Origin of the sequence: Pseudomonas soli (assembly GCF_900110655.1) — a bacterium.
GTDB classification, from domain to species: Bacteria; Pseudomonadota; Gammaproteobacteria; order Pseudomonadales; family Pseudomonadaceae; genus Aquipseudomonas; species Aquipseudomonas soli.
The window spans coordinates 1-15,099 of record NZ_FOEQ01000008.1; the positions used below are offsets into that span (position 1 = coordinate 1).

General features: G+C 64.2%; 11 protein-coding genes and 1 rRNA gene. 10 read left to right on the plus strand and 2 right to left on the minus strand.

The features are described 5' to 3' along the window. The first annotated feature begins 169 nt into the window (after positions 1-169). The 10 genes from rrf to BMY03_RS17575 all read left to right on the plus strand — a co-directional run bounded on the left by rrf (position 170) and on the right by BMY03_RS17575 (position 12,010). Positions 170-285, plus strand: a 5S ribosomal RNA gene (gene rrf, locus BMY03_RS17530). 357 nt (positions 286-642) lie between these two features. Continuing rightward, positions 643-2,286 (plus strand): acetolactate synthase large subunit, encoded by a 1,644-nt coding sequence (locus BMY03_RS17535; protein WP_094011782.1) that lies wholly within the window; start codon positions 643-645, stop codon positions 2,284-2,286. A gap of 187 nt (positions 2,287-2,473) precedes the next feature. After that, positions 2,474-4,420, plus strand: a complete 1,947-nt coding sequence (locus BMY03_RS17540; RefSeq protein ID WP_094011783.1) for a flavin monoamine oxidase family protein — start codon at positions 2,474-2,476, stop codon at positions 4,418-4,420. 135 nt (positions 4,421-4,555) lie between these two features. Then, positions 4,556-5,452, plus strand: coding sequence for a nitrilase family protein (locus BMY03_RS17545; RefSeq protein WP_094011784.1), 897 nt, complete (start codon positions 4,556-4,558; stop codon positions 5,450-5,452). Between the two features lie 93 nt (positions 5,453-5,545). Next, positions 5,546-6,613: a hypothetical protein gene (locus BMY03_RS17550; protein WP_371041602.1), complete on the plus strand. Its 1,068-nt coding sequence runs from the start codon at positions 5,546-5,548 to the stop codon at positions 6,611-6,613. Further along, complete coding sequence (locus tag BMY03_RS17555; RefSeq protein ID WP_094011786.1) at positions 6,610-7,587, plus strand: asparaginase; 978 nt, start codon at positions 6,610-6,612, stop codon at positions 7,585-7,587. Before BMY03_RS17550 ends, BMY03_RS17555 begins: the two co-directional genes overlap by 4 nt. Positions 7,588-7,668: 81 nt before the next feature. Further along, positions 7,669-8,223 (plus strand): UPF0149 family protein, encoded by a 555-nt coding sequence (locus BMY03_RS17560; RefSeq protein ID WP_094011787.1) that lies wholly within the window; start codon positions 7,669-7,671, stop codon positions 8,221-8,223. Positions 8,224-8,400: 177 nt separating this feature from the next. Further along, a complete protein-coding gene (locus tag BMY03_RS17565; protein WP_094011788.1) occupies positions 8,401-9,030 on the plus strand; it encodes a glutathione S-transferase family protein in 630 nt (209 codons plus the stop codon). Between the two features lie 18 nt (positions 9,031-9,048). Next, on the plus strand, positions 9,049-11,064 hold the full coding sequence (locus BMY03_RS17570; protein ID WP_094011789.1) for a 2Fe-2S iron-sulfur cluster-binding protein: 2,016 nt from the start codon (positions 9,049-9,051) through the stop codon (positions 11,062-11,064). Between the two features lie 46 nt (positions 11,065-11,110). Continuing rightward, on the plus strand, positions 11,111-12,010 hold the full coding sequence (locus BMY03_RS17575) for a LysR family transcriptional regulator (RefSeq protein ID WP_094011790.1): 900 nt from the start codon (positions 11,111-11,113) through the stop codon (positions 12,008-12,010). 17 nt (positions 12,011-12,027) lie between these two features. Here the strand turns inward: BMY03_RS17575 and BMY03_RS17580 are convergent, their stop codons facing one another. Beyond that, entirely contained in the window at positions 12,028-13,458 is a 1,431-nt protein-coding gene (locus BMY03_RS17580; RefSeq protein ID WP_094011791.1) for an aminotransferase-like domain-containing protein, read from the minus strand. Positions 13,459-13,476: 18 nt separating this feature from the next. Further along, the gene (locus tag BMY03_RS17585; RefSeq protein ID WP_094011792.1) at positions 13,477-14,907 is read right to left on the minus strand and encodes an L-lactate permease; all 1,431 of its coding nucleotides are present in this window, start codon (positions 14,905-14,907) and stop codon (positions 13,477-13,479) included. Positions 14,908-15,099 lie beyond the last annotated feature (192 nt).

Genomic DNA, 15,099 nt, shown 5'->3' on the forward strand with positions numbered 1-15,099 from the left:
GCTAACCAATACTAATTGCCCGTGAGGCTTGACCATATAACACCCAAGCAATTTGCTCACGCAGATTGCGGTGGTGAAGACGAAACGAACCGAAAGTTCGCGACGAATCACAAGATCACATATCCGAATTGGCTGGCATGTCTGCAAAGACGTACTGGCAACCGAATTTCTTGACGACCATAGAGCATTGGAACCACCTGATCCCATCCCGAACTCAGCAGTGAAACGATGCATCGCCGATGGTAGTGTGGGGTTTCCCCATGTGAGAGTAGGTCATCGTCAAGATTCATTTCGCAAAACCCCTATCTGCGCGAGCAGGTAGGGGTTTTGTCTTTGTGCCCGGAAAAGTCTGTGGGGCTGGCTTGCCGGCGATGCGCTGCGTCAGCGGCGCTCTCTACGGCTGATTGGCTTCATCGCAGACATCCCTGCGTTCACCGCAAATATCCTTTGCTCGTCGGCTACCTCACACCGCCTCGTCACAGGTGCGACAATATTGCCGTCACATTAAGTGACTTCCCCGCACCTACCCTGCGTCAAGGCTTAGGTTCGGGGCAATCCTGGCACCCGGACCGAGCGATGCCAGCGTACCGTGCTGCGCATTTCTGGACTTTCACCGTCCTATTACTTGAGGTTAGAAGCAAGATGGCCAAGGCCGCCGATGTCGTTGTGCAATGCCTGGAAAACGAAGGTGTCGAGTATGTGTTCGGCATTCCTGGTGAGGAAAACCTCGACCTGCTCGAGTCCCTGCGCAAGTCGAAGATCAAGCTGGTACTGACCCGCCACGAACAGTCCGCGGGCTTCATGGCCGCCACCTATGGCCGCCTGACCGGCAAGACCGGCGTCAGCCTGTCGACCCTCGGCCCTGGCGCGACCAACCTGGTGACCGCCAGCGCCTACGCCTACCTGGGCGGCATGCCGATGATGATGATCACCGGCCAGAAGCCGATCAAGAAGTCCAAGCAGGGCCGCTTCCAGATCATCGACGTGTGCGGCATGATGGACCCCATCACCAAGTACACCCACCAGTTCGCTTCGGCCGACAACATCCCTGCGCGCATGCGTGAAGCCTTCCGCCTGGCTGAAGAAGAGAAGCCGGGCGCCGTGCACCTGGAACTGCCGGAAGACATCGCCGCCGAGCAGACCGATGCCCTGCCGATCCCGCGCAGCCTGCACCGTCGCCCGCTGGCCGAGCACGTGGCCATCGAAGCCGCCGTCGAGAAGCTGAAGAACGCCCGTAACCCGATCCTGGTGATCGGCGCCGGCGCCAACCGCAAGATGACTGCCAAGGTCCTCAAGCAACTGATCGACAAGACCGGCATCCCGTTCATCACCACCCAGATGGGTAAAGGTGTGGTCGACGAGCGCCACCCGCGCTTCCTGGGCAACGCCGCGCTGTCCTCCGGCGATTTTGTACATCGTGCGGTTGAAGCCGCCGACCTGATCGTCAACATCGGCCACGACGTGATCGAGAAGCCACCGTTCTTCATGGTCCGTGGCGGTACCGAAGTGATCCACGTCAGCTTCCGTTCGGCCGAGGTGGATGCCGTGTACTTCCCGCAGGTGGAAGTGATCGGCGACATCGCCAACGCCGTGTGGCAGATCAGCGAAGCGCTGACCGACACCAGCCACTGGGACTTCACCCGCCTGATGGCCATCCGCGAAGCCAACGAAGCGCAGATCGCCGAAGGCGCTGACGACAACCGCTTCCCGGTCTACCCGCAGCGCATGGTTGCCGACATCCGCCGCGCCCTGCCGTCCGAAGGCATCGTCGCCCTGGACAACGGCATCTACAAGATCTGGTTCGCCCGCAACTACAAGGCGCACAAACCCAACACCGTGCTGCTGGACAACGCCCTGGCGACCATGGGCGCCGGCCTGCCATCGGCCATGGCATCGCACCTGGTCTACCCGGATCGCCCGGTGATCTCGGTCTGCGGCGACGGCGGCTTCATGATGAACAGCCAGGAGCTGGAAACGGCAGTTCGCTTAGGGATGCACATCACCGTGGTCATCCTGCGTGACGACGGCTACGGCATGATCCGCTGGAAGCAGGCCAACATGGGCTTCACCGATTTCGGCCTGGACTACGGCAACCCGGACTTCGTCAAATACGCCGAAGCCTACGGTGCCAATGGCCACCGCGTGGAGAGCGCCGAAGGCTTCCTGCCGCTGCTCGAACACTGCATCAAGACCCCGGGCGTGCACGTGATCGACTGCCCGGTCGACTACAGCGAGAACGACCGCATCCTCAACAGCGAGCTGCGTGAGCGCGCGCTGGCGGTCTAAACCGTAGCACCCTCATCGCGGGGCAATCCTGCTCCCACGTTGTGCAAGAACAACGTGGGTGCGGGATTGCCCCGTGATTGCGTCTGTTCTGGCAACGACGCACTCAGCACCGCGATACCCATCTACCACTCACCATCTCCCGGCTCTCGGCATGCTCAGGCTCCACCTACCCTGAGAACCCGAAACCATGACCATCGGTTCAACGCACAACCATCCCGCCCACCTGGCCGTCGAGCCGCATACTCCAGTGCTGCCATGGGCCGCGCGCTTCCCGAACCCGCCTGACCTGTGTTTTGACTACCGACGTCTTGTTGAACAACAAGGTGGCATTGCCCAGGCTGCTCGTCCTGCACATCGCATCTGCATTGTCGGTGCTGGCGTCACCGGCCTTAGCGTCGCACGTGAACTGCTGCGCTGTGGTTTCACCCATATCACCCTGATCGAGCAGGCCCGGCGTATCGGGGGACGTCATCTCACCGTTTCGACCCCGGCTGACAAGTCACCAGCACACACCGCCCCCTTCGAGATGGGCGCGATGCGCATGCCGTTCTTCAACCGAAGCGGCGAGCCGCCCAAAGCCGGACGTTCATTGATGGCTTACTACGCAGACCTGTTCGACCTGCGGCTTTCCAACTTCCCCAACCCTGGCACGCAGTGGGTCAATGCGACGGGTATCTACCTGCGTGAAGGCCAGCTGGAAGGGGAGTGCGATCCGAAGTTGCTGATCTGGAAGAATTCCGAAGGTCACACCCCGCCACCTACTGCAGTACTGCAGAAGATTCATGGCAAGTGGCGACGCTTTGCCGAGCGCTTTGCTGAACAGGTGGCCGCCATTTACGGCACAGAAGGTTGGCTGGCGATGTGGTCGGCAATCGTCGAGCGATATCACAGGCTGTCATTCCGGGATCTCGTATTGCTGCCGATCCAGGAGGCTTGGGACCCTGCCAATCCAGGCGATTTCGGCGGTCTTGGGATGGACCGTGAAGAGTCGGCGATCTTCTACGCAATTGGCATCGGTGATGGCAGCTGGGGCGCCTTCTACGACGTGTGCTGCCTCTATCCGCTGCGCACCGCCATTTTCGGGTTCAGCAGCCACCTGCAGCTTGTGCATGGGCGTGTAGATGAAAGGGGGCGAGTGCTTGCAGCGCCGTATCAGGATGCCGAGACCGTGCCCGACAGCAGAGGCCTGCATTTCCAGGCGCCTGCCTACCTGGGGATCGCCGCGTTGGATGAGGCCCTGCTGTTCATGGACATCGCTGGCTTGGGCGAGTCTTTGTACAGCCGATGCGTGGCGCGTAAGGATGGCTTGCTGACGGACAGCACTGTCCATGGCCTGCATAAACTGGCCGATGGCCGCATCCGAGTCGACTACCGTTGGCGGCACAGCGATGACGCCAAGGCTCAACCGATGAGTGACGTATTCGACAGCGTAGTGCTTACCACGCCGTCCTGGCTGATCGAAACAGGCATGCGTCTGGGCGGGTTCTCCCGGAGCATGCTGCCACCGGCCATTGTCGAGGCCTGGAAGCACGCCCATTGGGAGACCAGCTGCAAGGTTTATGCGCCGCTGCGTAAAAGCTTTCTCGATCAGCATCCGCATCTACCGCAGATCCTGGTCACCGACAGCTTTGTGCACGATGTCTATGCCTACCGTTACAACGATCAGCACAGCCGCGATTGCATCCTGCTCAGCTACACCTGGGAGGACGATGCCACCAAGCTGGCGGCGTATTCAGACACCGAGCTGGTGGAAAAATGCGTGGCGGAACTCGATCGGATTCTGTTGCGTTGTACCAACATTGGTGAGCCCATCTCGCCGCATATCGACATTGGAAACACCCGCATACAAAGATGGATGACAGACAGGAATGCACTCGGCTGTGCGAAATTGTACCGGGCAGGTGCCTACTACGACGCGGTTAGCCTGATGAAATACAACCGTGACCTGAGCGCCCATTCAGGGCTTTACCTCGCCGGTGAGTCCTTCTCTGTCGATGCCGGCTGGACCGAACCGTGTCTGCGCACCGCCATCGACACCGTGATCAACCTCTGCAACAACACGGGTGCTCACTTCAAGGGTGGCTTCAGCCTTGAGCACTATCCGCATTATCAGGTGCCTCGACAGACGCTCTGAAACAATTTTGTAGGAGTGCTCCTCCACGTTTTTTCGCAATCTCCCCCAGTTCCAGAGGATCCTGCTGACTGTCGTTCCATCTGCCATGCCCGTTCTACTGGCGGCCTTCCACAACAACCAGAACAGGAAGCCGCCATGCAGGAACACACTATTCCCGTCAGCCCCGTGCGCATTGCCGTCATCCAGTACGACCCGCAGGTCGGCCTCGACCATTGCGATGGCAACCTGAGCCGTGGCCTGGCCCTGGCCCGCCGCGCCGCGTGTGAAGGGGCGAACCTGATCGTACTGCCAGAGCTGGCCAACACCGGCTATACCTTCAACTCTCGCGCCGAGGCCTATGCTCACGCCGAGTCGCTGGATGGTGGGCGAAGCCTTGATGCCTGGGCGGAGTTCGCCCGTGAGCAGCAGGTGTATCTGGCTGCAGGCTTCGCCGAGCGTGACGGCCTCAAGCTCTTCGACAGCGCCGTGCTGTTCGGCCCGCACGGGCTGCTCGGGCATTACCGCAAGGCGCATCTGTGGAACCAGGAAAAGCTCTGGTTCACCCCTGGAGACCTGGGCTTCCCGGTTTTCGAAACGCCCATCGGCCGCATCGGCCTGCTGATCTGCTGGGACATCTGGTTCCCGGAGGTGCCACGGCTCATGTCGGCGCAGGGCGCCGACATCATCTGCAGCCTGAACAACTGGGTCTGGACACCGCCGCCGCTGTTCGACGAAGCCGGACGCTGCATGGCCTCGTACCTGACGATGACCGCGGCCCACGTCAACAATGTCTATATCGCCGCCGCCAATCGCATTGGTCGCGAGCGGGGCGGGCGCTTCCTGGGTTGTTCGCTGATTGCCGGCACCAACGGCTGGCCCATAGGCGAGGTGGCCAGTGCCGAGGAGGAGTGCATCCTATATGCCGACGTCGACCTCAGTACCGCCCGCTCGGCGCCGATATGGAACAGCCTGAACGACCTGCCGCGTGACAGGCGTACCGACCTCTACGACACCACCTTGGGGTATCGGCTGCATGCGCCGATGCCATGTTGAGGAGGCGTCATGGAACAGCGTCTTGCTTTACCGCGACAACGGTCGTCGTTGCTGATACTCCTGGGCTTCGCGCTACTGTGCGTTGCCAGCCTGATGTTGGGTGGAGGGCCTGATTATGCGCAGCTCGTCGCAACCCTCGACCAGCCGCTGAGTAGGCTGCGCTGGATAGTCGGCGATATCAGCGAGGTCGCCTTCTACAAGCACGAGTTGCCGGCACTGGGGTTGCTGCTGGGGGCAAGCCTCGCGCACTGGGCCCAGCAGCGGGGCCATCGCTGGCAAGGTTTTGCCATCTGCTACGGCACAGGGCTGTGGCCCTGGCTGATCATCAGCTCGCTGCTCGGCTTGCTGCTCAGCCATGCGTTGTGGGGCTGGACGCTGGACGGTGGTGCCTGGCAGCCGACTTTCGTAGCTTTCGTTTCGCTGCCGGCGGCCATGGTCCTGCTGTTCGGTGGTGGTTGGCGCGTCGTGATCAATGGCGCGCTGCTCGGTGCCGTGCTGGTGACGCCGGCCAGCCTGCTGCTGGTCAACTACCTGTGCTACCCGCTGCAGTTGCCGGTGGTGATCGGCAATGTCAGTGGCATGGCCCTGGCCAGTGTGCTGGCGTTCCTGTTGTGCAAGCGGTTTCCGGCGCTGGTTCGCGATGGGCAGCGCCCAGAGGTCGCAGCGACGGCGAGCCAGCCGGACTATGGCCTGGTCTGGACCCTGCGTCGGGTACTGGCCGATTTCAGCGAGGCGCCGTTCTTTGGCAATGAACTGGCCAGCCTGGGTTTGCTGCTTGGCGTATTGCTGGCTTATGTATTGGCCCCGTCGGCACCAGCCTACGGTTCGCAACTGGTGTTGCAGATGGTGGCCGGGCAGGGGTTGGCATCGCTGGTCGGTGTGCTGTTTTGGCGACGGCAATGGAAAGAGCGGGGCTGGTATCCGACCTATATTCCCATCGTTTCGATCGTGCCCGCCGCCGTGCTGACTCTGGGTGGCAGCTGGCAGGTGGTCGTCGCCAGCGCAGTGCTCGGCGCGCTGATCGCGCCACCGCTTGCCGTGGCCATCAGCCGGCGACTGCCAGGCTACATGCACGGCTATATCGGCAACGTCCTGTCCATGGCCATCAGTACCCTGGGTATCGTGCCCCTGGTTGGCCTGCTTGCGGGAGGTAACCCATGACAGCACCACGCGTTTCTATCGGCAGCCTGGGCGGTACGGTCAGCATGCAATCCGCGGCGCCGGGGCAGGGTGTGACACCCCGGCTCGACTGTGCCGCTCTGCTGAGCACGCTGCCGCAGTTGCAGACACTGGCGCAAATCAGCACCGCCACGTTGTGCCTGGTGCCGAGCGCCTCCCTGGCATTCACCGACATGCTGGATGCGCTGGCCTGGGCAAACGCACAAGTGCAAGCGGGAGCCCAGGCCGTGGTACTTACCCAGGGCACCGATACGCTGGAGGAGACCGCGTATTTCCTCGATCTGCTCTGGCCCCATGACACCCCGCTGATCATGACCGGCGCCATGCGCTCGGCCTGCCAGCCGGGCGCAGATGGTCCGGCGAACCTGCTGGCGGCAGTGCAGGTTGCGATAGCCGATGGCAGCCGGGGGCGTGGCGTACTGGTGGTGATCAACGACCAAATCCACTTGGCTGCTCGGGTGCGCAAGACTGCCAGCCTGGCAATGGCGGCCTTCGAATCGCCCGGCGCAGGGGCGATAGGGGAAGTGGAGGAGGGCTGTCCCATCTATCGTCAGGCTGCCGCGCCACGCTGGGTGTTGCCCCTGCCGACGCAGGTCGATCATCAGGTCGTGCTACTGGAGGCGTGCCTTGATGCCGATACGCGTCTGCTGCGAGCCTTTGGTGCCATGGGCTATTCAGGGCTGGTGGTTGCCGGCTTTGGCGCAGGCCATGTCTCCGAAGCCTGGGCCGAGGCTTTGAAGGACGTCGCAGACAGCATGCCAGTGATTATCGCCACCCGCACCGGCAGTGGTTCGACAGCCCGGGGAACCTACGGATTCGTCGGCGGCGAGATCGACCTGCAGGCCCGCGGCCTGCACATGGCTGGCTGGCTTTGCCCGCGCAAATGTCGGCTCTTGTTGTGGCTGCTGGCCGGTAGCGGGCGGCAGGCCGAGCTGGCGCAGTGGCTGCAGCAATAGCCCGATGCCCGCTCTCATGAAGGGAGCGGGCAGGCGTTGCCTATGCTACGGTGCACGCACATTTACCCAGGACACCCACCCATGCTCCCCGCGCTCAGCGAAAAAGAACTCGACCGCCTCGAAGACCTGCTGATCACCTACGGCAACGATTATTCGGTACTCAACCTCGCCGAGCTCAACGGTTTCTTCACTGCTCTGGCCAGCTCCCCCAGCAAGGTCAACCCTGAGCAGTGGCTGCCTTCTGTCGCCGGTGGCAAGGTGCCCAAGTTCAAGAAGCCTGCCCATGAAGAAGCGTATACCGCGCTGATGCTGCGTTATGCCAGCCAGGTGGCCGAAGAGTTGGCCACCGACCTCGAGGACTTCGAGCCGATGTTCGAAGAGGGCGAGAGTGAAGAGGGCCCGGCGATCATTCTCGAGGAGTGGTGCTTCGGCTACATGCGCGGCACACAAGTGGCCGAGTGGAGCGACCTGCCGCCAGAGCAGGATCGTCTGCTCAAGGCCATTTCGCTGCATGGGCTGGAAGACAACTTCGAGCTGCTCGACTCGATGAGCTTCGATGAGCGCCAGGCCTGTGTACCGCTGGTGGTCGAGGCGGCGCGGGGGTTGTACCAGTACCAGAAACAGCACCGGCATTGAGATCGTAACCGCGGGCGCGTGGGAGCGGCGATGCGGCGACCCGACGTGTCCCGCAATTGTGATTATTCCACTTGCCGAAATACTGGATTGCACCCAGCACTGATTCTGCTGCCGGTCGATCCAGTGCAGCATGTCCTCCAGCAGCGCCACTCCCGGCGCTGACCTGGAGCCCCGCACATGCCAAGCCCGATCAAGCTCTACAACTTCCCCAAGTCCGGCCACGCCCACCGTATCGAGCTGATGCTGTCACTGCTCGAACTGCCTACCGAGCTGGTATTCGTCGACCTGGCCAAGGGTGAACACAAGCAGCCCGAGTTCCTCGCCATCAACCCCTTCGGCCAGGTGCCGGTGATCGATGACAACGGCATCGTCATCGCCGACTCCAACGCCATCCTCGTCTATCTGGCCAAGGCGTATGGCGGCGAGCGCTGGTTGCCCGAGGATCCGGTCGGCGCCGCCCGCGTGCAGCGCTGGTTGTCGGTGGCGGCAGGCCCGTTGGCCTTCGGCCCGGCCGCCGCACGCCTGGTGACTGTATTCGGCGCCTCGTTCAACACCGACGAAGTGATTGGCCGCGCCCACACCCTGCTCAAGGTGATCGACGCCGAACTGGCCGAGGGCCCGTTCCTGGTTGGTGACCAGGCGACCATCGCCGATATCGCCAACTACTCGTACATCGCCCACGCCCCCGAGGGCAACGTGTCGCTGGAGCCGTACGCCAATGTGCGCGCCTGGCTGGCCCGGATCGAGGCGCTGCCGGGCTTCGTGCCGATGCCACGCACCGTCATCGGTTTACAGACCACGCTCTGAACCCAGAGGAATGCCGCCATGCGATCGCCCTGGCATGCAGGTGAAAAACGGCTGCAGGAGCAAGTCGGTGTTGCAGAGCGCATGGAGGTGTTCGGCCAGAAGGTCATCCGCGACTTCATGCCCGACCAGCACCGGGCTTTCTATCACCAGTTGCCGTTCCTGGTGGCCGCTGCCGTGGATGCCGCTGGCACCCCTTGGGCGACGCTGCTCGAAGGCCCGGAAGGCTTCGTCAGCTCGCCCGATCCCCGGCAACTGCTGATCGGCACCGCGCCTGCCGCTGATGACCCGGCCACGCCGGGCCTGGTGGATGGCGGTGCCATTGGCTTGCTGGGGATCGAGCTGCATACCCGGCGACGCAACCGGCTCAATGGCCTGATCCGTCGGGCAGGCAACGGTCAGCTGGAGGTGGTGGTCGAGCAGTCGTTCGGCAACTGCCCCCAGTACATCCAGCTGCGCGAATACACCCGCGTCGATGAACCGCCGCAGGCGCGTCGGGATTCATCGACACTCGATGCCGCGTCCCGCGCGATGATCGAAAACGCCGACACGTTCTTTGTCGCCAGCTACGTCGAGCAGGAAAACGGCCAGCGTGCCGTGGACGTGTCCCACCGCGGTGGCCGCCCCGGTTTCGTCAGGGTCGAAGGCAATCGCCTGACCATTCCGGACTATGCCGGCAACCTGCATTTCAACACCCTCGGCAACTTGCTGGTCAACCCGGTTGCAGGTCTGTTGTTCGTCGACTTCACCACCGGCGATGTGCTGCAGGTTTCAGGGCGAACCGAGGTGGTTCTCGACAGCCCGCTGATCAGCGCTTTCGAGGGGGCCGAGCGGATCTGGACCCTGGACATCGAGCAGGTGGTGGTCCGCCCGGCTGCGGTGTCGTTGCGCTGGGCCTTCCAGGAGTACGCGCCCACCAGCCTGATGACCGGTACCTGGAGTGAAGCCCAAGAGCGCCTGCAACAGCGTGAGCGCCAGCGCCAATGGCTGACCTGGCGCGTGCTGCGTGTCGAGCAGGAAAGCCGCGATATTCGTTCGTTCTACCTGCAACCCGAGGAGGGTACGCCGGTGGCCTTCGCGCCCGGCCAGCATATTCCCGTGCGCCTTCAAGTTGATGGAGAGGCCCCGCTGATCCGCACCTACAGCCTGTCCAGCGCGCCGTCCGATGGCCACCTGCGCATCAGCGTCAAGGCGCAGGGGCCTGCCTCACACTACCTGCACCAGCAACTGAAGGTGGGCGACCCTTTGCAGGTGCGCCTACCCATGGGCAGCTTCACCCTCGATCACACCAGCGACCGCCCCCTTGTGCTGGTCGGTGCGGGCGTCGGCATCACCCCGTTGATCGCCATGCTGCGCGAACAATTGGCCTTGGGGCTGGGGCGGCGCATCTACCTGTTCCACGGTAGCCGTACGCTGGCCGACCTGCCCTTCCAGCACGAGCTTGCTGAACTCCAGCAACACGCCGGTGGCCTGCTGAGCATTCACCGCGCCCTGAGCCTGCCCGAATCCCAAGCCGTGCAGGGCCGCGACTATGCGTTCGCCAGCCGCCTGGGCATCGAACAGATCAAGGCCACGCTGCCATTGGACGACTACGACTTCTACCTGTGTGGCCCGGCCAGCTTCACCCAGGACCTTTACGAGGGGCTGCGCACGGTGCATGTACCCGACGCCCGCATCCATGCCGAAGCCTTCGGCCCTTCGACCCTGCGCCGCCATACCGACGACAACCAGCCCACTCTGCAACAACCGCCGCCCGCCAGCGAGCCGGTGCCGGTGTACTTCGCCAGCTCAGCCAAGGAAGCGCGTTGGGCGCCTGGTGGCGGTACTTTGCTGGAACTGGCGGAGAGCCGCGGCCTGTCGCCGGACTTCAGTTGCCGCGGTGGCTCTTGTGGCACCTGCAAGACCAAGCTGGTCAGCGGCCAGGTCCACTACCCGAACCCACCCGCCGAGCTGCCCGAAGCCGGCAGCGTGCTGATCTGCTGCGCGGTTCCGGCCCAGGCCGAGGACGGTGTGCAAGCCGTGGTGCTGGAGCTCTAGCGTGCGCACAGGGATAATCGCCCCACGACAACGCGTGGGGCGCGGCATGGACCAGATCCACCTGATGAAAGTGTTCGTGGCCGTCGGCGAGCTGGAAAGCTTCGCCGCCGCCGCCCGCCGCCTGGCCATCTCGCCAGCGGCGGTAACCCGCGCCGTCAGCGCCCTGGAGGAGCAGCTCGGGGTCAAGCTGCTGCTGCGCACCACTCGCAGCGTGCGCCTGACCGAGGCCGGCGGGCGCTATCTGGAAGACACCCGGCATATCCTCGCCAGCATTATCGAAGCCAACGAAGCCGCCGCCGGCATCAATGCCTCGCCCAAGGGCGACCTGGCGGTGACCGCGCCGATCCTGTTCGGCAAGAAGTTCGTCATGCCCTGCATCGTGCGCTACCTGCAGCAGTACCCCGAGGTGGACGTCTCGGCGTTCTTCCTCGACCGCGTGGTGAACCTGGTGGAGGAGGGCATGGACGTGGCCGTGCGCATCGGCCAGTTGCCCGACTCGGGCCTGAAGGCGCTGCGGGTGGGCAAGATGCGCCGGCTGCTGTGCGCCTCGCCCGAGTACCTGGAGCGCCATGGCACGCCGCGGCATCCCTCGGAGTTGCAGAAGCACGAGGTCATTGCCGCCGGGACGCTGTCACCTCGCACCGACTGGCGTTTCGGCGCCATCGACGACCCGACGCTGATCCGCATGAAGCCGCGCCTGACCGTGACCAGCAACGACGCCGCCATCGCTGCGGCCAGTGCCGGGCTGGGGATTGCCCGGCTGCTCTCGTACCAGGTGGCGGATGAGGTCGCGGCCGGGCGCTTGCAGGTGATCCTGGCCGAGTACGAGGAGGCGCCCTGGCCGATCCATATCCTGCATCGCGAGAGCAAGTACGGCTCGACCAAGGTGCGTACCTTCATCGACATGCTGGCCGAGCATCTGCGCAGCCATGCGCACCTGAGCTGAGCGAGTGGCCTGTCGGCTCAGCTCAGGCAAGGCACCTGCGCCTGTCGCGCACACGCCGCCAGTACCCTCAAGCCGCCCATCACCTCCGGCGTAATCACCCGCCCAAGGCACACCCGCAACCCCGTGCCACATTCCCCATCGGCAAAGAACATCCCGCTGTCGCCCACTTTGCATCCCTGCTCGGCGGTAAGGCCTCGCAGCGCCGCCATATCCGTCCCTTCCGGCAATTCGAGCCAGTGGATGAATCCTCCATCAGGCGCCACATACCGCGTCCCCGGTGGAAAATCCGAGCGCACCAGCATCTCCATCACCTCGGCCTGCGCCGTCAGCCGCCCGCGCAGCTTCGCGCAATGCGCCTCCATGTACCCGCGCCCGATGAACTCGTCCAGCACCCGCTGGGCCAGGCTCGACACCGCCAGGTTGCGCGAGAACAGCTGGGCCAGGATCGCGTCCCGATAACGCCCGGCCACGCACCATCCCACCCGGTAGCCCGGTGCCACGGTCTTGGAGAACGACGAGCAGTAGATCGTCTGCCCGGTCGTGTCGTAGTGCTTGATCGCCTTCGGGCGCTGCGGCTCGTCCACCAGGTCGAAGAAGATGTCGTCCTCGATGATTGGCACATCCGCCGCCTGGGCCAGGCGCGAAAGCTCGGCCCGCGCGGCGTCGGGCATGATGAAGCCGCGAGGGTTCTGCAGCGTCGGGTTGAGGAAGATCACATCGACCTTCTTGCGTTTCAGCGCCCATGCCAGGTGCTCCAGGTCCATGCCGCTGCCTGCGTGGGTACGCATGGGCAGGGCGCGCATCCCCAGGCGTTCGATGGTCTGCAGGATGCCGTAGTAGGTGGGGGTCTCGATGGCCACCGTGGCGCCCGGCTGGGCCACCGCTTCCAGTGCAAGCTCCAGGGCCACGGTGTCGCCCGAGGTCACCAGGATTTCATCCGGGCCGCAGGCCACGCCGCGCTGCAGCATCAGCCCGGCGATACGTCGGCGCAGCGAGGCCAGGCCAGGTGGGGCGATCAAGCCGGCCAGCGGCTGATCGGCCTTGCTGGCCAGGGCCATCAGGCATTTGTTCAGCAGCACCTGGGGCGTGAGTTCGTCGTGCAGCACCGCCGAGCTCAACGACAGCCCTCCGTTGCCGGCCGCCTGGGCGAGCATGGCGACCACCGCGTGGTTGACGTTGACGCTGACACTGGCGAGGTCAAAGCCCTGCACCTGGGCCGCGCCCTTGGCGACGAAGTACCCCACCCGGGGAGTGGCCTGCACATAGGCATTGGCTTCCAGCTCAGCGAGTGCCCGTTGCACCGTGGCCAGGCTGCTGTCGAACAGCCGCGCCAGTTCGCGCACCGAGGGCAGCTGCGTGCCGGTGGGCCATTCGCCGCTGTCGATCTGGCGCAGCAGCCAGGTGTTGACGGTGTGCCAGCGTTTGTCGGGCTTGGGGTTCCGGTCCATGGGGCCTTTTTTCTCGAGTCAGGCGGAGGCACCCGAAAGGTAGAGCAAAACCACGCCGGTTGCAGCCACGATGACGATGTTCAGCAGCACCAGGGCAAAGCCGAAGCGGATCAGCCCGTGCTCTTCCTCGCGGTTGGCCCCGGCCAGACCGATGATCAGCGACAGGATCGACAGCGAGCCCAGCGCGCCATGCCCGGCGGCGCTGTTGACCATCGCCGCCAGCCACGGGCCGTGGACCGTGGAAAGCGCCGCGATGGAGGGCATCACCAGGGTGTTGCCGCCGACATTGGAGCCGGTGACATAGCCAGCCAACCCCGCCAGCAGCGACACCGTCGAGGCCAGCGACACCCCGGACAGCGCCTGCAACGCCCGCTGTGCCTCGACCAGGAAGCCGGCCTTTACCATCACCTGGGACAGCAGCAGGAACAGGAAGATCGTCGCCACCGGGAACCGCGCCCGAGTGGCCAGCGCCTGCCACGGGAAGCCCGCGCCCTGGCGGCCAACCATCATCAGCACCACCAGCAGCAAGGCCAGCCCCGGCGACGCCAGCGGCTTCCACGACACATTGGCGCCGTGCACCACCCACATCCCGTCCCAGCCCGACAACAGGAACAACGCCCGCGACGCGATAATCACCGCCAACAGCGCCAGGTAAGGCCATGCCGCCTGCGGCCAGCGCACCAGTGCCCCGCGCCGCGCCCAGGAGATACCCAGGCCGACCGCGGCCACTGCAAGCCCGGCCAGCACACCCGAGGCCTCCGGCCCGATCCAGCGGTTGACCGCATACAGCACTGTGCTGAACAGCAGCGAGATCGATCCCAGCCCGAGCCATGCCCGTACACTGCGAACACCCGCCAGGCCCAACGCCACGGCGGCCAGGCAGAGGAACACAGGAGCGCTCACCAACGCCGAATGGCTGCCCAGCTCCTGCGCCGGTACATGCGCCAGCAACGCGCCGATCACCGTCGCCAGCCCAAGCGTGCCCCAAGGCATCACCACCATGCCGGCCAGCGCCATCTTCATGCCGACCTGGCGCGAGAACAGCCCCATCAACAACGGCACGGTAGCGATCAGCGATACGCCGAACCCGGTCATCGCCTCCAGCAGCGGCGCCAGGCCCAGCACGATGAAGATCACCTGCATCGGCGGCGTCCAGCCCAGCTCGCGCACCCAGGCGCCGATTGCCTGCGGCGCGCCGGCCCGCTCGACCAGGATGACGAAGGCCAGGCCCGGGACGATCACACAGGCGGTACTGAGGAACAGGATCAGCGTGTCTTGCAGGATCGCGCCGGACACCGCCGTCGACAGCGGCTGCGCGGCGCCCAGGCCCCACAGCAGCAAGACACCGGCCACGCCGGCCAGCGCGGCCTGTACGGGCGGGCGGCGCAGCAGCAGGATCAGGGCGATCACCAGGCCTATGGGGGACATTTGCAGCAGCAGGGCAGCCATGATGCGGGTTCCTTTAGCCATCCGGGGGAGTGCGGAAGGGATGGTGGAACGAAGGACTAGGCAGCGACAGATACAGGGGGTGGGGGTTTTTCAATACAACCCCAGGGCTTGTGGCGATGGAGCCACCTGTTTGCACCTCCTCTAACGCCAATGCCTGGATTTCTGGGCACTGAGTGCGATATTGGCCGTTAA

Bases quoted from the DNA above. Each gene is read 5' to 3' on its own strand.
- BMY03_RS17555 (WP_094011786.1), top strand. From the start codon at position 6,610: ATGACAGCACCACGCGTTTCTATCGGCAGCCTGGGCGGTACGGTCAGC.
- BMY03_RS17575 (WP_094011790.1), top strand. From the start codon at position 11,111: ATGGACCAGATCCACCTGATGAAAGTGTTCGTGGCCGTCGGCGAGCTG.
- BMY03_RS17535 (WP_094011782.1), top strand. From the start codon at position 643: ATGGCCAAGGCCGCCGATGTCGTTGTGCAATGCCTGGAAAACGAAGGT.
- BMY03_RS17570 (WP_094011789.1), top strand. From the start codon at position 9,049: ATGCGATCGCCCTGGCATGCAGGTGAAAAACGGCTGCAGGAGCAAGTC.
- BMY03_RS17545 (WP_094011784.1), top strand. From the start codon at position 4,556: ATGCAGGAACACACTATTCCCGTCAGCCCCGTGCGCATTGCCGTCATC.
- BMY03_RS17560 (WP_094011787.1), top strand. From the start codon at position 7,669: ATGCTCCCCGCGCTCAGCGAAAAAGAACTCGACCGCCTCGAAGACCTG.
- BMY03_RS17565 (WP_094011788.1), top strand. From the start codon at position 8,401: ATGCCAAGCCCGATCAAGCTCTACAACTTCCCCAAGTCCGGCCACGCC.
- BMY03_RS17550 (WP_371041602.1), top strand. From the start codon at position 5,546: ATGTTGGGTGGAGGGCCTGATTATGCGCAGCTCGTCGCAACCCTCGAC.
- BMY03_RS17540 (WP_094011783.1), top strand. From the start codon at position 2,474: ATGACCATCGGTTCAACGCACAACCATCCCGCCCACCTGGCCGTCGAG.
- BMY03_RS17585 (WP_094011792.1), bottom strand. From the start codon at position 14,907: ATGGCTGCCCTGCTGCTGCAAATGTCCCCCATAGGCCTGGTGATCGCC.
- BMY03_RS17580 (WP_094011791.1), bottom strand. From the start codon at position 13,458: ATGGACCGGAACCCCAAGCCCGACAAACGCTGGCACACCGTCAACACC.